The organism is Variovorax durovernensis (genome assembly GCF_977011995.1).
Genome location: NZ_CDRNCW010000001.1, coordinates 6,162,437 through 6,184,373, shown reverse-complemented (window position 1 = coordinate 6,184,373; position 21,937 = coordinate 6,162,437). Strand labels below are relative to the sequence as shown.

The 21,937-nt window shown below is 68.6% G+C and carries 22 protein-coding genes; 10 read left to right on the top strand and 12 right to left on the bottom strand.

Annotated features, from left to right (window positions below; genetic code table 11):
- Positions 1-38: 38 nt before the first annotated feature.
- The 7 genes from ACWV14_RS29270 to ACWV14_RS29240 all read left to right on the top strand — a co-directional run bounded on the left by ACWV14_RS29270 (position 39) and on the right by ACWV14_RS29240 (position 9,096).
- Complete coding sequence (locus ACWV14_RS29270; protein ID WP_454905224.1) at positions 39-1,001, top strand: substrate-binding domain-containing protein; 963 nt, start codon at positions 39-41, stop codon at positions 999-1,001.
- A gap of 37 nt (positions 1,002-1,038) precedes the next feature.
- Complete coding sequence (locus ACWV14_RS29265) at positions 1,039-2,166, top strand: Gfo/Idh/MocA family protein (protein WP_454906117.1); 1,128 nt, start codon at positions 1,039-1,041, stop codon at positions 2,164-2,166.
- 25 nt (positions 2,167-2,191) lie between these two features.
- A complete protein-coding gene (locus ACWV14_RS29260) occupies positions 2,192-2,899 on the top strand; it encodes a phosphatase PAP2 family protein (protein WP_454905222.1) in 708 nt (235 codons plus the stop codon).
- A gap of 80 nt (positions 2,900-2,979) precedes the next feature.
- Positions 2,980-3,501 carry a DUF3617 domain-containing protein gene (locus tag ACWV14_RS29255; RefSeq protein WP_454905220.1) on the top strand — a complete coding sequence of 174 codons (522 nt, stop codon included), beginning with the start codon at positions 2,980-2,982 and terminating at the stop codon, positions 3,499-3,501.
- A gap of 101 nt (positions 3,502-3,602) precedes the next feature.
- Positions 3,603-4,688 (top strand): ligase-associated DNA damage response exonuclease, encoded by a 1,086-nt coding sequence (locus ACWV14_RS29250; protein ID WP_454905218.1) that lies wholly within the window; start codon positions 3,603-3,605, stop codon positions 4,686-4,688.
- Positions 4,685-6,340 (top strand): ATP-dependent DNA ligase, encoded by a 1,656-nt coding sequence (locus tag ACWV14_RS29245; RefSeq protein ID WP_454905216.1) that lies wholly within the window; start codon positions 4,685-4,687, stop codon positions 6,338-6,340. The genes ACWV14_RS29250 and ACWV14_RS29245 overlap by 4 nt, the downstream gene beginning before the upstream one ends.
- Entirely contained in the window at positions 6,337-9,096 is a 2,760-nt protein-coding gene (locus tag ACWV14_RS29240; RefSeq protein WP_454905214.1) for a ligase-associated DNA damage response DEXH box helicase, read from the top strand. Before ACWV14_RS29245 ends, ACWV14_RS29240 begins: the two co-directional genes overlap by 4 nt.
- Positions 9,097-9,118: 22 nt before the next feature.
- Here ACWV14_RS29240 and trxC read toward each other — a convergent pair whose 3' ends face one another.
- Positions 9,119-9,568 (bottom strand): thioredoxin TrxC, encoded by a 450-nt coding sequence (trxC, locus tag ACWV14_RS29235; RefSeq protein ID WP_454905212.1) that lies wholly within the window; start codon positions 9,566-9,568, stop codon positions 9,119-9,121.
- A 77-nt stretch (positions 9,569-9,645) separates the two neighbouring features.
- Between trxC and pdeM the strand changes: the two genes are divergently transcribed.
- On the top strand, positions 9,646-10,326 hold the full coding sequence (gene pdeM, locus ACWV14_RS29230; protein WP_454905210.1) for a ligase-associated DNA damage response endonuclease PdeM: 681 nt from the start codon (positions 9,646-9,648) through the stop codon (positions 10,324-10,326).
- Positions 10,327-10,443: 117 nt separating this feature from the next.
- Here the strand turns inward: pdeM and ACWV14_RS29225 are convergent, their stop codons facing one another.
- The 3 genes from ACWV14_RS29225 to ACWV14_RS29215 form a co-directional block, all read right to left on the bottom strand.
- Positions 10,444-10,971, bottom strand: coding sequence for a TPM domain-containing protein (locus ACWV14_RS29225; RefSeq protein ID WP_422084737.1), 528 nt, complete (start codon positions 10,969-10,971; stop codon positions 10,444-10,446).
- Positions 10,972-10,976: 5 nt separating this feature from the next.
- Complete coding sequence (locus tag ACWV14_RS29220; protein WP_454905208.1) at positions 10,977-11,867, bottom strand: TPM domain-containing protein; 891 nt, start codon at positions 11,865-11,867, stop codon at positions 10,977-10,979.
- Positions 11,868-11,954: 87 nt separating this feature from the next.
- Positions 11,955-12,554 (bottom strand): LemA family protein, encoded by a 600-nt coding sequence (locus ACWV14_RS29215; RefSeq protein WP_422084739.1) that lies wholly within the window; start codon positions 12,552-12,554, stop codon positions 11,955-11,957.
- Between the two features lie 45 nt (positions 12,555-12,599).
- Between ACWV14_RS29215 and ACWV14_RS29210 the strand changes: the two genes are divergently transcribed.
- The gene (locus ACWV14_RS29210) at positions 12,600-13,358 is read left to right on the top strand and encodes a hypothetical protein (protein WP_454905206.1); all 759 of its coding nucleotides are present in this window, start codon (positions 12,600-12,602) and stop codon (positions 13,356-13,358) included.
- 10 nt (positions 13,359-13,368) lie between these two features.
- Here the strand turns inward: ACWV14_RS29210 and ACWV14_RS29205 are convergent, their stop codons facing one another.
- The 7 genes from ACWV14_RS29205 to ACWV14_RS29175 all read right to left on the bottom strand — a co-directional run bounded on the left by ACWV14_RS29205 (position 13,369) and on the right by ACWV14_RS29175 (position 20,298).
- The gene (locus ACWV14_RS29205) at positions 13,369-14,043 is read right to left on the bottom strand and encodes a cysteine hydrolase family protein (RefSeq protein WP_454905205.1); all 675 of its coding nucleotides are present in this window, start codon (positions 14,041-14,043) and stop codon (positions 13,369-13,371) included.
- Entirely contained in the window at positions 14,040-14,972 is a 933-nt protein-coding gene (locus ACWV14_RS29200) for an ABC transporter permease (protein ID WP_454905203.1), read from the bottom strand. Before ACWV14_RS29200 ends, ACWV14_RS29205 begins: the two co-directional genes overlap by 4 nt.
- Entirely contained in the window at positions 14,969-16,117 is a 1,149-nt protein-coding gene (locus ACWV14_RS29195) for an ABC transporter permease (protein WP_422084743.1), read from the bottom strand. The genes ACWV14_RS29200 and ACWV14_RS29195 overlap by 4 nt, the downstream gene beginning before the upstream one ends.
- Positions 16,110-17,636, bottom strand: coding sequence for an ABC transporter ATP-binding protein (locus tag ACWV14_RS29190; protein ID WP_454905201.1), 1,527 nt, complete (start codon positions 17,634-17,636; stop codon positions 16,110-16,112). The genes ACWV14_RS29195 and ACWV14_RS29190 overlap by 8 nt, the downstream gene beginning before the upstream one ends.
- Positions 17,637-17,640: 4 nt before the next feature.
- Entirely contained in the window at positions 17,641-18,750 is a 1,110-nt protein-coding gene (locus tag ACWV14_RS29185) for a BMP family ABC transporter substrate-binding protein (RefSeq protein ID WP_454905199.1), read from the bottom strand.
- 60 nt (positions 18,751-18,810) lie between these two features.
- Complete coding sequence (locus ACWV14_RS29180) at positions 18,811-19,197, bottom strand: VOC family protein (RefSeq protein WP_454905197.1); 387 nt, start codon at positions 19,195-19,197, stop codon at positions 18,811-18,813.
- 99 nt (positions 19,198-19,296) lie between these two features.
- A complete protein-coding gene (locus tag ACWV14_RS29175; protein ID WP_454905195.1) occupies positions 19,297-20,298 on the bottom strand; it encodes an isopenicillin N synthase family dioxygenase in 1,002 nt (333 codons plus the stop codon).
- 226 nt (positions 20,299-20,524) lie between these two features.
- Between ACWV14_RS29175 and rutR the strand changes: the two genes are divergently transcribed.
- On the top strand, positions 20,525-21,232 hold the full coding sequence (rutR, locus tag ACWV14_RS29170) for an HTH-type transcriptional regulator RutR (RefSeq protein WP_454905193.1): 708 nt from the start codon (positions 20,525-20,527) through the stop codon (positions 21,230-21,232).
- A 139-nt stretch (positions 21,233-21,371) separates the two neighbouring features.
- On the opposite strand, the gene rutF is transcribed toward rutR, so the two are convergent.
- Positions 21,372-21,923, bottom strand: a complete 552-nt coding sequence (gene rutF, locus ACWV14_RS29165) for an NADH-dependent FMN reductase RutF (RefSeq protein ID WP_454905191.1) — start codon at positions 21,921-21,923, stop codon at positions 21,372-21,374.
- Positions 21,924-21,937 lie beyond the last annotated feature (14 nt).

Here is a 21,937-nt window from a genome sequence, read left to right as displayed (position 1 = left end):
CGCGTTCCCGTTCCATCAACCACAAGGAGACATCCAGCATGACAAGCTTCACACGTCGCATCGCACTCACGGCCGTTGCCGCCGCAGCCTTCGCCAGCCTGCCCGCGCTTGCCGCGGAGAAGGTCAATCTCGGCGTTTCGATTCCCGCGGCCACGCACAGCTTCATGGGCGGCATCAACTACTGGGCCAACCAGGCGAAGAAAGACCTCGAGAAGGAACACAAGGACCTGAAGATCACGATCAAGACGGCAGCCAACGCGCCCGAGCAGGCCAACCAGCTGCAAGACCTGTCGACGGTGACCAAGATCAATGCGCTGGTCGTGTTTCCGTTCGAATCCGCCGCGCTGACCAAGCCGGTCGCGCAGGTCAAGGCCAAGGGCGCCTATGTGACCGTGGTCGACCGCGGCCTCACCGACACCAGCGCACAAGATGCCTACGTGGCCGGCGACAACACCGCCTTCGGCAAGATCCCGGCCGAGTACATCGTGAAGCAGCTCAACGGCAAGGGCAACGTGGTGGCGCTGCGCGGCATTGCAACCACGCTCGACAACGAGCGCATGGACGCCTTCAACGCCGTGCTCAAGGGCAGCCCCGACATCAAGCTGCTGGATGCCAAGTACGCCAACTGGAACCGCGACGACGCCTTCAAGGTCACGCAGGACTACCTCACGCGCTTCAAGAACATCGACGCCATCTGGGCGGCCGACGACGACATGGCCGTGGGCGTGCTCAAGGCCATCGCGCAGGCCAAGCGTGACGACATCAAGATCGTGTTCGGCGGCGCGGGCGCGAAGGACATGGTCAAGACCATCATGGACGGGAAGGACCCGCGCATCACGGCCGACGTGAGCTACTCGCCGAAGTTCATCTACGACGCGATCAAGCTCACTGCCGAAGCGCGCCTGAAGGGCGAGAAGCTGCCTGCGACGACGATCATTCCTTCGGTGCTGATCACGAAGGAAAACGCCAAAGAGTTCTACCACCCCAACTCGCCGTTCTGAGGTGATCGAGATCGCTCCACGCAAGCTCCGCTACGCCATGGTCGGCGGCGGCCGCGATGCCTTCATCGGCGCCGTGCACCGCAAGGCCATGGCGCTCGACGGCCAGATCGAGCTCGTGGCGGGGGCGCTGTCGTCGAGCCCCGACAAGGCGCGCGCCTCGGGCCGCGACCTCGGCCTGGCCGACGCGCGCAACCACGGTGACTGGCAGTCGCTGCTGGCCGACGAGCTGAAGCGGCCCGTCAATGAACGCATCGACTTCGTGTCGATCGTCACGCCCAACCATGTGCACTTTCCGGTGGCGCAGGCCTTTGCCGACGCCGGCTTCCACGTGGTGTGCGACAAGCCGCTGGTGCACACGCGCGAGCAGGCCGATGCGCTGGTCGCCACGGTCGCGAAGCGGGGCACGGTGTTCGGCGTCACCTACAACTACACCGGCTACCCGATGGTGCGGCAGGCACGCGAGATGGTGCGCTCGGGCCAGATCGGCGAAGTGCGCAAGGTCGTCGTCGAATACAACCAGGGCTGGCTTGCCAGCCATGTCGAAGTCGGCACCAACAAGCAGGCCGACTGGCGCACCGACCCCGCGCGCAGCGGCGCGGCCGGGGCCATCGGCGACATCGGCTCGCATGCCGAGAACCTCGTGGCCAGCGTCACCGGCCTGGAGATCGAAAGCCTCTGCGCCGACCTCAGCGCGCTGGTGCCGGGCCGCATGCTCGACGACGACGGCAGCCTGCTGCTGCGCTTCAAAGGGGGGGCGCGCGGCGTGCTCGTGGCCTCGCAGATCAGCACGGGCCTGGAGAACGACCTGCGCCTGCGCGTCTCCGGCACGCTGGGCACGCTCGAATGGCACCAGGAGCAGCCCAGCCAGTTGCTGCACCTGCCGCACGACGGACCCAGGCGCGTGCTGACGCGCGGCGCGCCCTGGCTGTGCGAGGCCGCGCAACGCGCGAGCCGGCTGCCGGCGGGGCACCCCGAAGGCTTCATCGAGGCCTTCGCCAACGTTTATGCCGGCGTGGCGGCGGACATCCGCGCCCGGCTCGAAGGGCGGACGGCCGACGCGCTGGCCGCCGACTATCCGCGGGTGGAAGACGGCGCGCGCGGCGTGCGCTTCATCGAACGCACGGTGGCTTCCGCGCAAAGCGAATTAAAGTGGACGCCCTGGTAGCGCATGCGCGCTGCCGCGGGCTTCCATGACATCGACCATCACCAACAACACCGGCGCCTCGCCCTCGACCACGCAGACATGGCCCGCGGCGCTCTGGCGGCGCTGCATCACGCTGTTCCCGCTGAAGCTGGTGGGCAACACGGTCGCCACGCTCGGCTTCTTCCCGCTGTACTTCTGGATCGCGAAGAACGCGGGTCAGGCCTGGGTGCTGCCGCTCACCGCCTTCGACCGGGCGATCGCCTTCTGGCCGGCGCTGCTGCCGGTGTATCTCTCGCTGTGGGGCTACATCGCGCTGCCGGTGCTGCTGGCCAGGGACATGCGCGAGCTGACGCGCTTTTCCCTCGGCTGCGCGGCGATGACCTTGCTTGCGCTGCTCGTGTTCTGGTTCATGCCCACGGCCATTCCCAATTTCGCGGTCGCCACCACGCCGGGCACTTCGCTGCAGTTCCTGAAGATGGTGGATTCGGCCGGCAACGCCTTTCCGTCGCTGCATGTGTCGTTCTCGGTGTTCGCCTGCGTCATGCTCGCGCGGCAGTTGCGCGATGCGGGCGCGCCGGCGTGGTTGCGCTTCGTCAACGTGGCGTGGGCCGTGGGCATCGTCTATTCGACGATGGCTGTGCGCCAGCATGTGCTGGTCGACGTGCTCGGCGGCCTTGCGCTGGGTGTCGCGCTCGGCGTGGCCACGCGGCAGCGGGAGCCGGCCGCGTTGGCGGCGCATGCGCGTCCGGCGTAGGCCGATAGCGGTATTCCGCCGCCACCGGGCGCGCGGTACAAATCCGGCATCGTCGTTGTCCAAGCGATGCGGAGCCCGCCATGAAGATTCGCCCGTCCGCCGCCGCGGCAGCCTGCCTTGCGGCGGCTGCCATCGCCATGCCCGCGTTCGCGCTCGACTACCCGGCGCGCAAGCCCGGCCTGTGGGAGATCCAGACCGGTGACGGCGGCAAGGGCCAGGGCCACACCATGCAGCAGTGCATCGACGCGGCCAGCGACAAGTCGCTGCGCGAAATGGGACAGGGCATGGGCAAGGAAATGTGCTCCAAGCAGGAGTTGCGGCTCGACGGCGGCAAGCTGGTGATGGACTCCGTCTGCAAGGTCGGCAACACCACAGCCACGTCGCATGCGGTGATGAGCGGCGACTTCAACTCGGCCTACCGCATGGAAAGCAAGTCGAGCTACAACCCGCCGCTGATGGGCCGCGCCGAAGGCACCAGCGTGATCGAGGCCCGGTGGATCGGCCCCTGCAAGGCCGACCAGAAGCCTGGCGACATGGTCATGCCCAACGGCATGAAGATGAACGTCATCGACATGATGAACAACCGGCCCAAGCGGCCCTGACCGCGCCCCTGCGGCAAGCCGGCGGGTAGGCGCCGGCCCACAGCGCTTCGCGGCTGACGTTCGGCGCCGGGCAACGCCGGCTGCGCCTACGATGGCGTGCCATGCCCGCAACGCAGCAGCAAGAAGATCTCGTCGTCGCCCGGCCCGAAGGCCTGTATTGCCCGCCGGGCGATTTCTACATCGACCCCTGGCGGCCGGTGGCGCGCGCCGTCATCACCCACGCTCATTCGGACCACGCACGCACGGGGCACGCCCACTACCTGGCCCACACCGACAGCGCCGGCACCCTGCGCACGCGGCTGGGCGCCGACATCGACCTGCAGACGCTGGCCTACGGCGAAGCCGTCAGCCACCACGGCGTGCGTGTCTCCCTGCATCCGGCCGGCCATGTGCTGGGCTCGGCGCAGGTGCGGCTCGAGCACGGCGGGCGCGTATGGGTGGCCTCGGGCGACTACAAGACCGAGCCCGACGGCACCTGCACTCCCTTCGAGCCGGTGCCCTGCGACACTTTCATCACCGAATCGACCTTCGGCCTGCCGATCTACCGCTGGCCCACGCAGGCCGCGCTGTTCGCGGAAATCGACGCGTGGTGGCGCGCCAATGCCGAGGCGGGGCGCGCGTCGGTGTTGTTCTGCTACGCCTTCGGCAAGGCGCAGCGCATCCTGCACGGGGTGGACGCGAGCATCGGGCCGATCGTGGTGCACGGGGCGGTGGAACCGCTCAATGCCGTGTACCGCGCGGCGGGCGTGGCGCTGCCGCCGACGCTGCGCGTGACCGACGAAGGTGTCGATGCGGCAGTGCTGAAGCGCGCGCTGGTGCTGGCCCCGCCGTCGGCGCAGGGCACGCCGTGGATGCGCCGCTTCGGCAACTACGCCGATGCGTTCGCGAGCGGGTGGATGCAGCTGCGCGGCACCCGTAGGCGGCGCGGCGTGGACCGCGGCTTCGTGATGTCGGACCACGCGGACTGGCCCGGGCTGCAGCAGGCGATTGCCGGCACGGGTGCGCAGCGCGTGTTCGTCACGCATGGCAGCGTGCAGGTGATGGTGCGGTGGCTGACCGAGAACGGGCTGGATGCGCAAGGGTTCAAGACCGAGTACGGCGATGAAGACGACCAGGCGACGCCCGATGGAGCCGCCGACAGCCCCCATACCAGCCTTCCCCCGGAGGGGGAAGGAGCGGACACATGAAAGCCTTTGCCGCGCTCTACCGCGAGCTCGACGCCAGCACCTCGAACCTCGCCAAGCAGGCCGCGCTGCAACGCTACCTGCGCGAGGCCGACGCGGCCGATGCCGCATGGGCCGTCTACTTCCTGGCCGGCGGCAAGCCGCGCCAGCTCGTGCCCACCAAGCTGCTGCGCCTGCTCGCGCAGGAAGCCGCGGGCCTGCCGGAGTGGCTGTTCGACGAAAGCTACGACGCGGTGGGCGACCTCGCCGAGACTATCGCGCTGCTGTTGCCGCCGCCCAGCGAGGTGCATGACCTCGGGCTCGCGGGCTGGGTCGAGCAGCACCTGTTGCCGCTGCGCGATGCGGCGAAGACATCGCCCGAACAACTGGCCGACCGCCTGCGTGCGCAGTGGCGCCAGCTCGCGGCCGAAGAACGGCTGGTGTACTTCAAGCTCATCACCGGCGCGTTCCGCGTGGGCGTGTCGAAGCTGCAAGTCACACAGGCGCTGGCGGCCGTCGGCGGCATCGATCCCAAGCGCGTCGCGCAGCGGCTCATGGGCTACACGCACATCGGCGCGCGGCCGCATCCGGACGACTACCAAGCGCTCATCGCACCCGAGTCGGGCGTGGAGCAGGTGCAGAAGACCAGCGGGCAGCCGTATCCCTTCTTCCTCGCGCATCCATTCAACCTGCCGCTGGAGCAGTTCGACGCCGTGCTCGGCCCGCCTTCCGGCTGGATCGTGGAATGGAAGTGGGACGGCATCCGCGCGCAACTGGTCAAGCGTGCGGGCGTGCCATGGGTGTGGTCGCGCGGCGAAGAGCTGGTGACGGAGCGATTCCCCGAACTCGCGGTGCTCGGCGAAGCCCTGCCCGACGGCACCGTGCTCGACGGCGAGATCGCGGTATGGCGCGACGGCAAGGTGCAGCCCTTTGCCGAACTGCAGAAGCGCATCGGCCGCAAGACGCTCGGCGCCAAGCTGTTGCGCGACATTCCGGTCGTGCTGCTGGCCTACGACCTTCTCGAATGGGAAGGCCGCGACCTGCGCATGCTGCCGCAGTCGGAGCGCCGGGCACTGCTCGACGAACTGGTCGCGCGCATGCAGCATCCTTCGTTGCTGCCCAGCCCGATGCTCACCGGCGCTGACTGGACCGATCTGGCCACGCAGCGCGAAGCTGCGCGCGCCATGGGTGTCGAAGGCATGATGCTCAAGCGCCGCGACGCGCAGTACGGTGTGGGGCGCACCAAGGATGTCGGCGTGTGGTGGAAGTGGAAGATCGACCCGCTGAGCATCGACGCCGTGCTGATCTACGCGCAGCGCGGCCATGGCCGCAGGGCGAGCCTGTACAGCGACTACACCTTCGCTGTGTGGGACGGACCGCCCGGGCAGGAAGACCGCAGGCTCGTGCCCTTCGCCAAGGCCTACTCGGGTCTTACCGATGCCGAGATGGCGCGCGTGGACGCGATCATCCGCAAGACCACGGTGGAGAGCTTCGGCCCGGTGAAGAGCGTGAAGCCGACGCTGGTGTTCGAGCTGGGCTTCGAGGGCATAGCGCGCAGCACGCGCCACAAGAGCGGCATCGCGGTGCGCTTCCCGCGCATGCTGCGGTGGCGGGAAGACAAGCCGGTGGAAGAGGCGGATACCTTGCAGACGCTTGCTGCGTTGCTGCCGGCATGAGCACCGCGCCGGACCCTGATTTTCTCCCTCCCCCGCTGGGGGAGGGCAGGGGTGGGGGCAAGCGGCGCATCAAAGACGCGCCCTCTCTCGAAGGCCGCTTGCCCCCATCCCAGCCTTCCCCCAGCGGGGCAAGGAGCAAGACAAGGGTCAAGGCTGCGCTGGATGCGTGGTTCGACGCGCGCGGGTGGAAGCCCTTCAAATTTCAACGCGACGTCTGGAAAGCGATTGCGCAAGGCCAGTCCGGCCTGCTGCACGCCACCACCGGCGCGGGCAAGACCTACGCCGTCTGGCTCGGCGCACTGCAGGCCCTCTCGCAGGCCCGCAAGGAAACGGCCCGGCCCTCGCCCCAGCCGCTCACCGTGCTGTGGCTCACCCCGATGCGCGCGCTCGCGGCCGACACGCTGCGCGCATTGCAACAGCCGCTCGAAGCGCTGGGCGCCGAGGTGCATCCCTGGAGCACCGGCGCGCGCAGCGGCGACACCTCGTCGGCCGAGCGCAGCGCTCAGAACCAGCGCTTGCCCAGCGTGCTTGTCACCACGCCCGAAAGCCTCTCGCTGCTGCTGGCGCGCGCCGATGCGAGCGAGGTGCTGGGCAGCGTGCGGATGGCGGTGGTCGATGAATGGCACGAGCTGCTCGGCAACAAGCGCGGCGTGCAGGTGCAGCTCGCGCTCGCGCGGCTCAAGCGCTGGAACCCGGGCATCGCGATCTGGGGCATGTCGGCCACGCTGGGCAACCTGCGCGAGGCCATGCGCGCGCTGCTGGGCCATGACGAAGGCGTGCTGGTGCAGGGCCAGGTGCCCAAGAAGCTCGTCATCGATTCGCTGCTGCCCGGCCGCGCCGAGCGCTTTCCGTGGGGCGGCCACCTGGGCCTCACGATGCTGCCGCAGGTGATCGAGGAAATCGCCGCGAGCAAGACCACATTGGTCTTTACCAACACGCGCTCGCAGTCGGAGATCTGGTATCAGGCCCTGTTGGAAGCCCGGCCCGATTGGGCAGGCCTGATCGCGCTGCACCACGGCTCGCTCGACCGCGAGGTGCGCGAGTGGGTCGAACTGGGCCTGAAGAGCGGCGAGCTGAAAGCCGTGGTCTGCACATCGAGCCTCGACCTGGGCGTGGACTTCCTGCCGGTCGAGCGCGTGCTGCAGATTGGTTCGCCCAAGGGCGTGGCGCGGCTGCTGCAGCGCGCGGGGCGCTCGGGCCATGCGCCCGGGCGGCCTTCCCGCATCACGCTCGTGCCCACGCACAGCATCGAGATGGTCGAGGGCGCGGCCGCGCGCGCTGCCATTGCCGCCGGGCACATCGAGGCGCGCCATTCGCCCGACCAGCCGCTCGACGTGCTGGTGCAGCACCTGGTGACTGTGGCGCTCGGCGGCGGTTTCGTGCCCGACGACCTGTACGCCGAAGTGCGCGGCACGGCCGCCTACGAAAACCTTTCGCGCGAGAACTGGCAGTGGTGCCTCGACTTCGTCTCGCAGGGCGGCCCCTCGCTCTCGGCCTACCCCGACTACCGCCGTGCCGTGCCCGACGCCGAGGGCGTGTGGCGCGTGCCCGATGCGCGGCTCGCGCGGCGGCACCGCATGAACATCGGCACCATCGTGAGCGACGCGAGCATGTCGGTGCAGTTCCTCGGCGGCGCGAAGATCGGCAGCGTCGAAGAGGGTTTCGTCGCGCGCATGAAGCCCGGCGACTGCTTCCTGTTCGGCGGGCGGCTGCTCGAACTCGTGCGCATCCACGACATGACGGCCTGGGTGCGGCGTGCCAGCGGCAAACGGCCCGCGGTGCCGCGCTGGAACGGCGGGCGCATGCCGCTGTCGAACACGCTGGCCGACGCGGTGGTGCAGCAGCTGGCGCTGGCCGGCGGCGGCGCCTACGGCTCGCCCGAGCTGCAATGCGTGCGCCCGCTGCTCGAGATCCAGCAGCAATGGTCCGCGCTGCCCACGCCACAGACGCTGCTGGCCGAGACGCTGACCACGCGCGAGGGCTCTCACCTGTTCCTCTATCCGTTCGCCGGCCGGCATGTGCACCTGGGGCTCGCGAGCCTGCTGGCCTGGCGCGTCGCTCAGCACGAGGCGCGCACCTTTTCCATCGCGGTCAACGACTACGGCTTCGAGCTGCTGAGCGCGACCGAGGTCGACTGGCCTGCGCTGCTGCCGCAGGTGCTGCGGCTGCCTGAAGGCAATGAGGAAGGCGACGGTGAGGGCGCGCGTGCGGCGCTGCTGCACGAAGTGCTCGCATCGCTCAACGCCGGCGAGCTTGCACAGCGCCGCTTCCGCGAGATCGCGCGCGTGTCGGGCCTGATCTTCCAGGGCTACCCGGGCGAAAAGCGCAGCAGCAGGCAGCTGCAGGCCTCGTCTTCGCTGTTCTGGGAGGTGTTCCGCAAGTACGACCCCGGCAACCGGCTGCTGCAGCAGGCCGAGCAGGAACTGCTCGCGCAGGAGCTGGAGATCGGCCGGCTGCGCGCCAGCCTCACTCGCATGGCCGGGCAGCAGCTGGTGCTGAAGCCGCTCGCGCGGCCCACGCCCTTCTCGTTCCCGCTGATGGTCGAGCTGTTCCGCGAGAAGCTGTCGAACGAGAACGTGGCCGACCGCATCGCGCGCATGGTCGAACAACTGGAGAAGGCCGCGGGCGGCGTGGTGACAGCCGGCGGCGTCGATCGCGTGAAGAGCACGATGGCGTTCGGCCAGGAAGGGGCGGGCAAGCCGCCGGCGCCGCGGCGCGAACGCAGGCGGCCCTCACGCCCGCTGCCGCCACTGTGAGGCTGCCTTGAAAGGCCGTTGCCTAGCCGGCGCCGTGCGCCTTCACCCAGCGCACGATGTCCGCCGCGCTCATTGCGCCGGCCTGCCGCGCCACCTCCCGGCCGCCCTTGAACAGCGCCAGCGTCGGGATGCTGCGGATGTTGAAGCGCGCGCCCAGCGAGCGCACCGCCTCGGTGTCGACCTTGGCCAGCCGCACCTTCGGCTCGAGCTGGGCCGCGGCCTGCTCGTAGCCCGGCGCCATCTGGCGGCACGGACCGCACCAGGGCGCCCAGAAGTCGACCAGCACCGGGATCTCGTTGCGCGCGATGTGGCGGTCGAATGTGGCCTCGTCGGGCAGCGCGGTCGAATGGCCGGCGAACAGCGGGTGGTGGCAGCTGCCGCAGTCGGGCGCGCTGCCCAACTGGTCCGCGCGCACGCGGTTGGTCGTGTGGCAGTGCGGGCAGACGATGTGCAGCGAGGTCGATTCGGTCATGCGCAAGAACTGGGGGCCGCAGGGGCCAATTGCAAGGCATCCGCCGGGCCAGGCGTCTTTTGCGAAACTTGCCAGCCGTGACGCTCGCAGAATCCTCCGAATCGACCACCGCCACTGTCCGCTGGGCAGGTGAACTGCTCCACCTGCTGCCCGAACGGGCGCTGTGGTGGCCCGCCGCGGGCGTGCTCTTCGTGGCCGACCTGCACCTGGGCAAGGCCGCGACCTATCGCGCGCTGGGCCAGCCGGTGCCGGGCGGCACCACGCAGGAGAACCTCGCGCGGCTCGATGCGCTGATCGCGCGGCGGAACCCACGGCGCATCGTGTTCCTGGGCGATTTCCTGCATGCGGCGCAGGCGCGCACGGTGCTCGCCGGCGTGCAGGCCTGGCGCGAACGCCATGAGGGCGTCGCGATGACGCTGGTGCGTGGCAACCATGACAGCCGCGCGGGCGACCCGCCCGAAGCGCTGGGCATCGAGGTGGTCGACGAGCCGCACCTGATGGGCCCGTTTGCCTGCTGCCACCATCCGCAGCCGCATGCCACGCATTTCGTGCTCGCCGGGCATTTGCACCCGGTCTGCCGGCTTCATGGGCCGGGGCGCGACAGGGTGCGGCTGCCTTGCTTCGTGAGCGAGGCGGGGCAGGCGGTGCTGCCTGCGTTTGGTGAGTTCACCGGCGGGTGGTTGATGGAGCGCGTGCCGGGGCGGCGCTTCCACGCAGTGGGTGGGGCGGCCGTCTTTGCGCTGCCGGCGTCGGAGTGATCTTTGCTCCTTCCCCCTCTGGGGGAAGGTTGGGATGGGGGCAGGCAGAGCGCCCGCAACGATCGCCGCTTGCCCCCACCCCGGCCCTCCCCCAGAGGGGGAGGGAGAAAGAAAGCCTCAGAGCACGACCGGTTCGTCCGGCAACTCGTTCACGTCCAACTCGCCTTCGCCCAGCGGAAAGTGCTCGACCAGCAGCGCCGAAATCTCTTCGAGCGCCTGCGTGAGCCCGTCTTCGAAGCGCCCTTCGCGGAACGCCGCGCTCATGCGCTGCATCATCGCCGTCCACGCCGCGGCGTCCACGCGCGAATGGATGCCCCGGTCGGCCACGATCTCTATCGCATGCTCGGCCAGCAGCAGATAGATCAGCACGCCGTTGTTGTGCGCGGTGTCCCACACGCGCAGCTTGCCGAACAGCATGACGGCGCGCTCGCGCACCGAGGCATGGCGCCACAGGTACGACATCGGCAGGCCGGCCTCTATGCAGATGCGGATCTCGCCGCTGTGGCGGCGCTCGCTCGCGGCCACGCGGCGCGTCAGGCGCTGCATTGCCTCGTCGGGCAGGGCGCGGCGAACCTCGGCTTCGTCGATCCAGCGGTGGCGCCAGATGCGGCCGAGCTTGGTGAACAGGGTTGCTTCGGTCGTCATCGTGTTCACCAGTTGCCCGAGGCGCCGCCGCCGCCGAAGTTGCCGCCGCCGCCGGAGCTGAAACCACCGCCCCCGCCACCACGACTGAAGCCACCGCCGCCACCAAGACCGCCGCCCCAGCCGCCACCACCGCCGCTGCCCGGCCGTCCGGCGCCTGCGACCAGCGAAAACACCAGCGCCACCAGGCCGGCGATCACCGCGATGGCGATGCTGGCGGTGATGAAGAACACGATCACGCCCACGCCGCCGCCCACGACCATCGTGCCCAGCTTCTTGCCGAGGATGGCGCGCGCGACCGGCGCACCGATGAACACGCCCACGAACAGGAAGATCGCGAGGTTCTCCCAGTCGAAGCCGCTGCCTCGGCTGGAGCCGCCCGTGTCCTGCGCCGGTGCCGGCAGCGGCTCGCCGTCGACCAGCCCGATGATCCGGTCGACCGCCGCGTTCAGCCCGCCGGAGAAGTCGTTGTTGCGAAAGCGCGGCTTCATCTCCTCGTCGATGATGCGGCTGGCCGCGAGGTCGGGCACCACCCCTTCGAGCGTCTTGGCGGGCGCGATGCGCATGCGGCGGTCGTTCTTGGCCACGACCACCAGCAGGCCGTCGCCCACGCCCTTGCGGCCGATCTTCCAGGCGTCGCCCACGCGCTGGGTGTAGCTCTCGATGTCCTCGGGCGCGGTGGTCGGCACCATCAGCACCACGATCTGCGAGCCCTTGCGCTGCTCGAAGGCGGCGAGCTTGGTCTCGAGGCCGCTGCGCTGCGGGCCGTCGAGCGTGCCGGTCTGGTCGATCACGCGCGCGGTGAGCGCGGGCACCGGCAGCAGGCCTTGCGCGAATGCGCCGCCCATCGTCAGCAGCATGAGTGCCGCAAGGAGGCGTGCGGCCCATTCCAGAAACAACGCGGAACCGGCTTTGCCGGGCCGCCGGTGTTGCCCCCGGTGAGGGGGAAGGCGCAGTGACACGAAGTGCACGAAGACTGGGGGAGGTTACTTTTTCGGGTTACTGAAATCGACCGTCGGTGGCACGGAGATTTGCGCCTCGTTCTGCACCGTGAAGGTCGGCTTCGGCGCGTAGCTGAAGATCTTGGCGGTGATGTTGGTCGGGAAGCTGCGCGCGAGCACGTTGTACTCCTGCACGGTCTCGATGTAGCGGTTGCGCGCCACGGTGATGCGGTTCTCGGTGCCCTCGAGCGTCACGCGCAGGTCGCGGAAGGCCTGGTTGGCCTTGAGGTCGGGGTAGCGCTCCGACACCGCCATCAGCCGCGACAGCGCGGAAGACAGCTCGCCCTGCGCCTGCTGGAACTTGGCGAAGGCCTCGGGGTTGTTCAGCGTCTCCGGCGTGACCTGGATCGAGGTGGCCTTGGCGCGGGCCTCGACCACCTTGGTGAGCGTGTCCTGCTCGAAGGAAGCCTCTCCCTTGACGGTGGCGACGATGTTGGGCACCAGGTCGGCGCGGCGCTGGTACTGGTTGAGCACCTCGCTCCAGGCCGACTTGCTGGCCTCGTCGAGGGACTGGAACTGGTTGTAGCCGCAGCCGCTCAGGGACACGACCGCCGCAAGAATCAAGAACCAGCGCTTCATCATCATTTGCATTACCTCCGCAGAAGAGGCGGAAGTTAGCATAGATGCCCCATGGCCCTAGACCCGCTCCACGCCCTCCAGGCCGCGAACCGCGCGGCATTGCCCGTGGCGTCGGCCGCGTTCGGCACATTGCTGATCGCAGGCGCGACCGGTGCGCTGGGCGCCGAACTGCTGCGGCGGCTGGCGGGCAGCCACCGCCATGCCCACACCCGCGTGCTGGCGCGCGAGCCGATCCGCGACGGGGTGCGCGGCGTGGAAGCCTGCCTGAGCCCGGCCCGGCCGATCGCGCAATGGCCGCTCACCTCGGCGCACACCGCCATCATCGCGTTCGACCCGCCGCGCCTGTACCACGACCGCGAGCGCGCGCTGTGGGTGCCCGAGCCGTCCGACCTGCCGGAGCTGGCCCGCTGGCTGCGCGCCTGCGGCGTGCAGACGCTGGCCATCGTGCAGCCGCACGACCAGGGCCGGCTGCCCGAGGCGCTGAAGCGCGGCCTCGCCAGCCTCGACGAGCAGGCGGTGGTGGCCAACGGCTTCGAGCGCGTGATCCTCGTGCGCTCGGCGCGCAAGCCGGCCGATGCGAAGCTCGTCAATCCCTTCGAGCGGGTGGCCGCGTGGATGCTGTCCATCGTGCGCTTCATGGTGCCGAGCAGCGAACAGCCGGTGCGCGCTTCGAAGGTGGCGGAACTGGTCGACATCGCCTTGCGCATCGCGCCGCCGGGCGTGCACGTGGCCGCGCCGGAGATGGTGTGGCGCGCGTCTCAGGGCGACATGGAAGGCGAGGCGCGCCGCTGGCTGGGCGCGCCGGCCTAGGCTGGCGCGGTCATTCGCGCCACTTGCGCAGCAGCTCGGCCGAATCCATCACCAGCCCCAGGTGCAGCGACACCATCGCCAGCGCCGCGCCTTCCAGGTGCGCGTCGGTGCCTCGCACCAGGTCGCGCAGCACGATCACGCGGTAGTTGTGGTTGTTGGCGTCGAAGGCGGTGTTGAGCACGCAGCAGTCGGTGAAGCCGCCGTCGAGCACCACCGTCTCGATGCGCTGGTTGCGCAGCAGAAAGTCGAGGTCGGTCGGATAGAACGCCGAGAGCCGGCGCTTGCTGTCCACACGCATGTCGCCGGGCTCCACGCGCGTGACCCACTCGGTCCACTTCGAGCCCTCGATGGCATGCGCATCGGCATTCGGAATCTCGCCCACGTGCAGCGGAAAGGTGCGGCGCCATGCAGCCGGAATGCCGCGCGTGTCGTCCTCGCCGCCGGGCCGCAGCACCGACCTGATGTGCACGATGCGCACGCCCAGCGCGCGAACTTCGTCATGGAAGCTGTCGATGGGCACCACCACGTCGCGCGCGCGCGGCGCGGGGCAGGGGCAATCGGGGTCGTCGTCGAGATGGCCCCGGTGCATGTCGATGGAGACCACGGCCGTGGTGGCCGGGTTCAGGTAGTCGGCGAACTGCGCCGCGTCCAGCTCGCGCTCCTTGTTGTAGACCCAGGCCTTCATCGGCGTTCTTCCCGCACATAGGGTTGGCCCAGCGCGCCGGGCTCTTCATCGGCGCCGCGCCGGGAGAGCGCGACCCACACCATCACGCCCAGCGTCACCGCATAGGGCGTCATCATCACGAAGTACTGCGGCAGCTGCACGCCGGCGGCGGCCAGTTGCGGAATCAGCGCCTCGATGCAGCCGAACAGCAGCGCGCCCACCAGCGCCTTCCAAGGCGACCAGCGCGCGAAGATGACCAGGCCCACCGCGATCCAGCCGCGCCCGCCGGTCATGCCCGCGATCCACAGCTTGGTGCTGACCACCGAGATGTACGCACCCGCCAGCCCCACCAGCGCCGAGCCCGCGAGCACCGCCGCGAAGCGCCATGCCGTCACGCGGATGCCGGCGGCGTCGGCGGCCTGCGGGTTCTCGCCCACCGCGCGCAGCCGCAGGCCGGTGGAGGTGCGCGCGAAGAACCACGCCACCGCGCCGAAGATCGGCAGCGTGAGCCACACCATCGCGTTCTGCTCGAACAGCTTGCCCACACCCGGCAGCATCGATAGCGGCCACAGGCCCATCGCACCGATGCCTTCGGTGGCATGGTTGGTCCAGTCGGCCATGGAGCCGACCAGCGCGGTGAGCCCCTGGCAGAAGAACACCAGCGCGAGCCCGGCAATCACCTGGTTCACGCGCAGCCAGATCACCATCACCGCGAACAGCACCGACACCACGCTGGCTGCGAGCATGGCCATCACCAGCGACACCGCCGGCTGCCCGATGGCGATCTGCGCGCCGATGCCGGCCAGCGCGCCGACCAGCATCAGCCCCTCGGCGCCGAGCGCGAGCACTCCCGCGCGCTCACAGATGATGAGACCGAGCGCAGCGAGCGCATAGGGCACCGCGAAGTCGGGCGTGCTCGCGAGCCAGTTCAGCAAGATGCCGCCGTTCATCGAAAAGCCTCCGCGCCCACGCGGCGCAGCCGGTGGCGAATGAAGAAATCGCTTGACGCCACGCACACCACGATGATGGCCTGTATGAGCTGCACCATCGAGAAAGGCACTTGGTAGAACACCTGCAGGCTGCGCCCGGTGACGAACAGCGCCGCCACCAGCAGCGCGACCACCGTGGCCGCCAGCGGGTTGTTGCGCGCAAGGAAGGCAATGAGGATGCCGGAGAAACCGTAGCCCTGATAGAAGGCCTGCGTGAGCCGGCCTTCCTGCCCAGCCGCGACGGCGAAGCCAGCGAGCCCGGCCATCGCACCCGACAGCAGCACCGCGCCATAGATGGTGCGCCGCACCGGCACGCCGTTGGCATGCGCGACGCGCGGGTTGGCGTCGACGAAGCGCAGGTACAGGCCCGCGCGGCTCACGCTCACCAGCCACCATGCGAGCAGCGCGACCACGCCCGCCAGCAGGATCGAGCTGCCCACGCCGCCGCCGAGTTCGGGCAGCCGCTCAAACGCGCGGAACTGCGGCGAATAGGGAAAGTTGTCCTTCGGGTCCTTCCAGCTTCCGTACACAAGATGAAGCAGGAAGTTGGCCGCCATGTAGTTGAGCATCAGCGTCGAGATGATCTCGTTCACGCCCAGCTTCAGCTTGAGCCACGCCGGGCCCAGCACCCACAGCAGGCCGCAGCCGACGGCAGCGACGAACATCAGCGGCAGGCGCAGGTTCTCGGGGCCGATCTGCCACATCGACACTGCCGTGGCGCCGATGGCGCCCCAGATCATCTGGCCCTCGAGCCCGAGGTTCCAGAAGCGCGCGCGGAACGCGATGGCGCCGGCCAGGCCGACGAGGATCATCGGCGCGGCCTGGAACAGCACCGCACGGAAGTTCTGGCCGTCGAAGAAGGTCTGCGTGACGAACTCGTTGGCCAGTTCGTCGGCTGGCACACCGGCCGCCACCAGGATGGCGGCGGAGATGGCAAAGCCCACCAGCAGCGCGGCCGCGAGGATCAGCGCCTGCCAGCGCCATGCCATGTGCTGGCGGATCTCGAGCGCATAGCGGCGGCGCGCGAGCGGCTGGGGTTGCGGCGGCTTTGCCGCGATGGTCTTCGGTGCGCGTGCCATGTCTGCGGAGAGGGATGCTTCAACCATGGTCCACCATCGCCTGTCCGATCGCCTGCCGGTCGGCGGGCTGCGCGAACTCGCCGGCGATGCGCCCGCGCGTCATCACGCCCACGCGGTCGGCGAGCTGCAGCACCTCGTCGAGGTCTTCGCTGATCAGCAATACGGCTGCGCCGCCGTCGCGTGCCGCGCGCAGCCGCGCATGCACCTCGGCGCTGGCTCGCACGTCGAGGCCGCGGCTCGGGCTGTGCGCGAGCACCAGCGTCGGCGACTTGCCGAACTCGCGCGCCAGCACCAGCTTCTGCGCATTGCCGCCCGACAGCAGCGCCGCCTTCTGCGCGACAGAGCGCACGCCCTGCACGTCGAAGGCGCGCACCGCTTCCTGCGTGTCTGCCTGAATGCGGCCCCGGCGCAGCCGCCACACGGGGCCGTAGCGGCCGGTGTGCACGCGGCCGATGGCGTAGTTCTCCGCCACCGACAGACCGCCCGCGAGCGCCAGGCCGTAGCGGTCGGCCGGAATCGCTGCAATGCCGATGCCGCGCCGCGCGGATGCGGCCATCGTCTTCAGGTCGCCGTGGCCTTCGAGCCTGATCTCGCCTTCGGTGGCTTCGCCCGGCAGGCCCATGATGGCGCCCGCCAGTTCGCCTTGCCCGTTGCCGCCCACGCCGGCAAGACCGTAGATCTCACCGGCATGCAGTTCGAGGTCGACGCCGTCGAGCACCCGCCGGCCTTCAGGCGAAGCAGGTGTGCGCAGCCCGCGCACCGTCAGCCGCACCGGGCCGCGCGATGCAGCCGGCGCCTGGAATCCCTGGGCGGCGATCGACTCGCCCACCGTGAGCCTCACCAGCTCGGCGGTCGTGGCCTCGGCCGGCTTCAGCGTGGCCACGGTGCGTCCGCCGCGCATCACCGTCACGCGGTCGGCATAGGTCTTCACGTCGGCCATCTTGTGCGTGACCAGCACCACCGCGGCGCCCTTGCGCGCCAGCCCCTGCACCGTCTGCAGCAGGCGCGCGGCTTCCTGGTCGGTCAGCACGGCGGTGGGCTCGTCGAGGATCAGGATGCGCGCGCCCGCGAGCAGCACCTTGAGGATCTCCACGCGCTGCTGCTCGGCAATCGACAGCGCATCGACACGCTTCGACGGATCGATGTCGAAGCCCAACTCCGAGGCCTTGTTGCGGATGTCGCGCTCTATCTCGCGCAGCCTTTCGCCGTGGCTCTGGAAGCCGACAGGCGGCGGCGCGGTGAGCAGGATGTTCTGCGCCACGGTGAATGGCCGCACCAGCTTGAAATGCTGGTGGACCATGCCGATGCGCTGCCTGGCCGCATCGCGCGGACCCGCGAAGCGCACCGCGTTGTCGTCCACCAGCAGTTGGCCTGCCTCGGGCGCATAGAGCCCGGCCGCGATGTTCATGAGCGACGACTTGCCCGCGCCGTTCTCGCCCAGCAGCGCATGCACCTCGCCCCAGCGCGCGGTGAAGTGGGCGTCGGTCAGCGCCGCGAAGCCGTCGAAGGACTTGCGGATGCCGGTGAGTTCTAGCGCGTTGGGCATGGGCTTACTTCTGCGTGACCACGCCCTTGACGAACCAGTCCATCTTCCAGAGGTCGGCATCGGACAGCACCGCGCCCTTGGCGACGCGCTCCTTGCCGTCGCGGTCGGCGAGCGGGCCGGCGTAGATCTGCTTGCCCTTCATGATCGCGTCGCGCTCGGCGGTGATGAGCGCGGCCTTGTCCTTGGGCACTGCCGGGCCAAAGCCGGCGATGTCGGTGCCGCCGTCCTTCATCTCGATGAAGGCACCGTAGGGTTCGGGCTTCCAGTTGCCGGCCATGATCTTCTTGAGCTCCGGCGTGAGGAAGCGGTCCCACACCCACACCGACGAGCACAGCGTGGCCTTGGGCGCGAACTGGCGCAGGTCGCGGTGGTGGCCTGTGCCGTACACGCCACGCTCCTGCGCCACGATCTGCGGCGTGGGGCTGTCGACGTGCTGGCCGATCACGTCGGCGCCCTGGTCGATCAGCGCGGCGGCGGCGGCGCGTTCTTTCACCGGGTCGTTCCATGCGCCGGTGTAGATCACGTTGACGGTGGCGTTCGGGTTCATCTTCTGCGCGCCCAGCGCGAAGGCGTTGATGGTCCAGTTCACCACGCCGAAGGGGTTGGCCGCGACGAAGCCGAGCTTGCCGGTCTTCGAAGCCGCGCCGGCGGCCATGCCGCAGAGGTACTGGCTCTCGTAGGTGCGGCCGTAGAACGATTCGAGGTTGCTGCCGTTGGTGGTGCCCGAGCCGTTGAGGAAGGCCACGTTGGGGTACTTGGCGGCCAGGTCCTTGAAGCTGTCGGAGTATCCGAAGGCGGTGCCGATGACGATGTTGGCGCCGCGCTGGATGAACTTCTCCGCGGCGGGCTTGATGGCCGATGCGTCTTCGGGAACGTTCTCGACGAACTGGATCTTCTGGCCGATTTCCTTTTCGATCTTCACACGGGCTTCGTCGAAGGCCTGCGTCCAGCCGCCGTCGTTCTTGGGGCCGAAGTAGAGCATTGCGATCTTCGGCTTGTCCTTGAGCGTGAAGCCGTCGGCCGCAGCGGCGGGCAGCGTGGTGAAGAGCGCGCCGCCGGCTGCGAGGGTCATGGCAAGCCCGAGGACGGGGCCGTGGGAGGGAGTGCGCAGCATGAAGCAACCTTTCGTGAGGAGCATGGGAAGAGAGAAGGGGAGGAAGAAGGCTGCGTGCGGCTACATCATGAAGTTGATGCGGAACACGTTGCCTTCGGGGTCGAGCAGTACCGACTGGTACCAGTTGTAGTAAGTGACGTAAGGCGCCTTCACCAGCGTGGCGCCGGCCTCCAGCGCGGCGGGCACCATGCGGTCGACGTCGGCCTGGCTGTCGACGTCGATGTTCAGCAGGAACTTGACGCCGCGCGTGTCGGAGAACTCGCTCAGGTGCAGCAGCTCGTAGGCGTCGAGCGCGTTGAAGCCGAGGCTCGATTTGCCGGTGTCGAGGCCGCGGAAGATGGGGGAGCGGATGGCTTCTATCTCTTGGAAGCCGAACACGCGCTGGTAGAAGCCGCTTAGCGCGACCACGTCTTTGGCGAAGACGTTGACGTAGGAGAGATGAGCCATGTGTCGGTTGCCTATTGCGCGTTTGCCGGGATGCTTGTTGGGGGTGCGTGCACAGGCCACGCTGCTGGTGCGTGCCCCGAAGAACAGCGGTAAGTCATCTCAAGCCACCACCTTGGTCCCGCCGAAGGTCGTCTGCTTTACGAACTTCGACGTCAGGTGGTCTCCAGAGGAAATAGGCGCGTACTTGGCGACCTCGCCCGGTGCGAGGCAACTGGGCAGGCACTCGACCATCGCGTCGTAGTTCGGCTGGTGGAAAAACACCAGCGACTGGCGGCGGTTGGTGCTCGCCACCTCGAACGGGGGGTTGATCACGCGGTGCAGCGTGGACACCCACTGGTCGTTGGTCCACTGCATCATCAGGTCGGCGATGTTGACGACCAGCCCGCCCTCGACCTGCGGCACGTCGACCCACTGGCCTGCCTTGTTGAACACCTGCAGGCCCTTGTCGTCGGGCAGCACGATGGTGAGGCTGCCGTAGTCGCTGTGCGCGCCCGCGCGCAACTGCCCCGGCAGCGGCTGCTCGCGCTGCGGCGGATAGCTCAGCACGCGGAACATGCTGATGTGCTCGTCGATCTTGTCGTCGAAGAAAGTCTCGGGCAGCGAAAGGCCGAGCGCGAAGATGCGCATCAGCGAGCGCGAGAGATCGCTCATGGCCTCGAAGTAGCCTTCGTAGGCTTCACGGAAACCGTCGATGGGCGGCCAGCTGTTGGGCTCGAAGTGCGGGCCGGCAGCGGGGCCGCGGTGATAGTCGTCGTCGGGCACGTTCGACGGGCCGATGGAGAACGACTCCTTCAGGTCGCCGGGTGCCGCCTCTTCGAGGCTGTACGACAGCCCCTCTTCGCCGACCGCGCTGTAGCCGCGCACCGCGTCTTCGCGCGGCCTGTCGACCTTGCGCTTCTCGGCCAGCGGCATGTCGAAGAACTTGCGCGAGAGCGACGACACGCGCTCTATCAGCTCGGGCGAGATGCCGTGGTTGGTGATGACGAGAAAGCCGATGCTTCGGCAGGCTTCGTCGACTTTTCTCGCAACCGCCGACTTGCCTTCGGCGGTGCCGTCGAAGTAGGGCGCGAGATCGATGATGGGAACGGACAGCAGGGTCATGGCGGCTTCCTCATTCAGTCAGTCATGCATTCGTGCATGCGTTGGCATGCCTTTCGCCATGCAACGTCTGTGCCAGTTGGACCAAATGGACAAATCGCATTCGCCGCGTCAGCATGGTGCGCAACAGCGCCCTGTGCCGCCGGTTGCGACGCAAGGCGATGCACCGTGGCCTTACAGTGGTGCGCCGTTTGAAAATCGATGAACGTGAAGAGAAGAGCGAGGGAAGATGCCGAAGACCAAGGCGCTGGCCGCAGCCAGCAGCAGTACCGACAAACCGGCGCGCAAGCGTGCCAAGCCGGCCGTGCGCAGTGCGTCGGCCGTGAACCGGCGGCTGCGTCAGATAGAGGACAAGCGCAGCGCGATCCTCGGCGCGGCGCTGGGGCTGTTTTCGCGCTTCGGCCTGCATGGCACGTCGATCGACCAGGTGGCGGCACGCGCCGATGTGTCGAAGAGCAACCTGCTTTATTACTTCGCGAACAAGGAGGAGCTGTACGTCAACGTGCTGCGCGACCTGCTCGCGCTGTGGCTCGAACCGCTGCGCGGCTTCAGCGCAGAGCAGGACCCGGCGGAGGCGATTGGCGGGTACATCCGCCGCAAGCTGGTGGTGTCGCGCGACCGGCCCGATGCGTCGCGGCTGTTCTGCCTTGAAATGATCCAGGGCGCGCCGCTGCTGCGCGACGAACTGGACCGCGAGCTGCGCACGCTGGTGGAGAAGAAATCGGAAGTGATCCGCGCCTGGGTCGAGGCCGGCAAGCTGGCGCCGGTCGATCCGCATCACCTGATCTTCGCGCTGTGGGCGGTGACGCAGCACTATGCGGATTTCGGCGTGCAGGTGCAGGCGCTGACGGGGCACACGCTGGAAGATGCGGCGTTCTTCGAAGAGACGGTGGAGAACGTTCAGCGCATCGTGCTGCAGGGCATTACGCCGCGCTGAGTCTTTGCCTTGCTCCCTCCCCCTCTGGGGGAGGGTTGGGGTGGGGGCAAGCAGCTTGTCCATCGAGCGCTCTGCCTGCCCCCATCCCAGCCTTCCCCCAGAGGGGGAAGGAGCAATCCAAAGGGAGGGAAAAGAGGGTTCAGTGCTGCGGCGGCGCCGCGATCTCGTGATAACGCCGGTCGAAGTAGATCAAGCCCTGCGCCGCACCACCGATCGCAATCGCCACCGCCTCGCAGAACAGCACGTCGTGCGTGCCTGCACTCGTCGCGTGCACCACGCGGCAGTCGAAGGACACGGCTGCATCGTCGAGCATCGGCGAGCCGGTGGTCTTGCGGCTCCAGCAGCCGGCGGCGAAGCGTTCGTCCATTGGCGTCTTGCCGCCGAACAACGCAGACAGCGACTGGTGGCCGGCGGCCAGCACGTTCACGCACAGCACGCCGTTGGCCTTGAACGCCGGGTACACGGAAGCGGACCGGTTCAGGCACACCAGCAGTGTCGGCGGCTCGTCGGTCACGCTGCACACAGCCGATGCGGTGAAGCCGGCGCGGCCTGCCGGGCCGTCGGTGGTGATGATGTTCACCGCCGCGCCCAGGCGTGCCATCGCGTTGCGGTAGTCGGCCTTCTGCAAGCCCGGAGGCAGGCCGGCGGGGTTCGATGACGAAGAGGCGTGGGAGGCCATGGCATTCAACATGGAGAGTGACTCCT

Excerpts from the sequence above, each read along its gene's own strand:
- ACWV14_RS29270 (WP_454905224.1), top strand. The coding sequence starts at position 39 with ATGACAAGCTTCACACGTCGCATCGCACTCACGGCCGTTGCCGCCGCA.
- ACWV14_RS29265 (WP_454906117.1), top strand. The coding sequence starts at position 1,039 with ATGGTCGGCGGCGGCCGCGATGCCTTCATCGGCGCCGTGCACCGCAAG.
- ACWV14_RS29260 (WP_454905222.1), top strand. The coding sequence starts at position 2,192 with ATGACATCGACCATCACCAACAACACCGGCGCCTCGCCCTCGACCACG.
- ACWV14_RS29255 (WP_454905220.1), top strand. The coding sequence starts at position 2,980 with ATGAAGATTCGCCCGTCCGCCGCCGCGGCAGCCTGCCTTGCGGCGGCT.
- ACWV14_RS29250 (WP_454905218.1), top strand. The coding sequence starts at position 3,603 with ATGCCCGCAACGCAGCAGCAAGAAGATCTCGTCGTCGCCCGGCCCGAA.
- ACWV14_RS29245 (WP_454905216.1), top strand. The coding sequence starts at position 4,685 with ATGAAAGCCTTTGCCGCGCTCTACCGCGAGCTCGACGCCAGCACCTCG.
- ACWV14_RS29240 (WP_454905214.1), top strand. The coding sequence starts at position 6,337 with ATGAGCACCGCGCCGGACCCTGATTTTCTCCCTCCCCCGCTGGGGGAG.
- trxC (WP_454905212.1), bottom strand. The coding sequence starts at position 9,568 with ATGACCGAATCGACCTCGCTGCACATCGTCTGCCCGCACTGCCACACG.
- ACWV14_RS29225 (WP_422084737.1), bottom strand. The coding sequence starts at position 10,971 with ATGACGACCGAAGCAACCCTGTTCACCAAGCTCGGCCGCATCTGGCGC.
- ACWV14_RS29215 (WP_422084739.1), bottom strand. The coding sequence starts at position 12,554 with ATGATGATGAAGCGCTGGTTCTTGATTCTTGCGGCGGTCGTGTCCCTG.
- ACWV14_RS29210 (WP_454905206.1), top strand. The coding sequence starts at position 12,600 with ATGGCCCTAGACCCGCTCCACGCCCTCCAGGCCGCGAACCGCGCGGCA.
- ACWV14_RS29205 (WP_454905205.1), bottom strand. The coding sequence starts at position 14,043 with ATGAAGGCCTGGGTCTACAACAAGGAGCGCGAGCTGGACGCGGCGCAG.
- ACWV14_RS29200 (WP_454905203.1), bottom strand. The coding sequence starts at position 14,972 with ATGAACGGCGGCATCTTGCTGAACTGGCTCGCGAGCACGCCCGACTTC.
- ACWV14_RS29195 (WP_422084743.1), bottom strand. The coding sequence starts at position 16,117 with ATGGTTGAAGCATCCCTCTCCGCAGACATGGCACGCGCACCGAAGACC.
- ACWV14_RS29190 (WP_454905201.1), bottom strand. The coding sequence starts at position 17,636 with ATGCCCAACGCGCTAGAACTCACCGGCATCCGCAAGTCCTTCGACGGC.
- ACWV14_RS29185 (WP_454905199.1), bottom strand. The coding sequence starts at position 18,750 with ATGCTGCGCACTCCCTCCCACGGCCCCGTCCTCGGGCTTGCCATGACC.
- ACWV14_RS29180 (WP_454905197.1), bottom strand. The coding sequence starts at position 19,197 with ATGGCTCATCTCTCCTACGTCAACGTCTTCGCCAAAGACGTGGTCGCG.
- ACWV14_RS29175 (WP_454905195.1), bottom strand. The coding sequence starts at position 20,298 with ATGACCCTGCTGTCCGTTCCCATCATCGATCTCGCGCCCTACTTCGAC.
- rutR (WP_454905193.1), top strand. The coding sequence starts at position 20,525 with ATGCCGAAGACCAAGGCGCTGGCCGCAGCCAGCAGCAGTACCGACAAA.
- rutF (WP_454905191.1), bottom strand. The coding sequence starts at position 21,923 with ATGTTGAATGCCATGGCCTCCCACGCCTCTTCGTCATCGAACCCCGCC.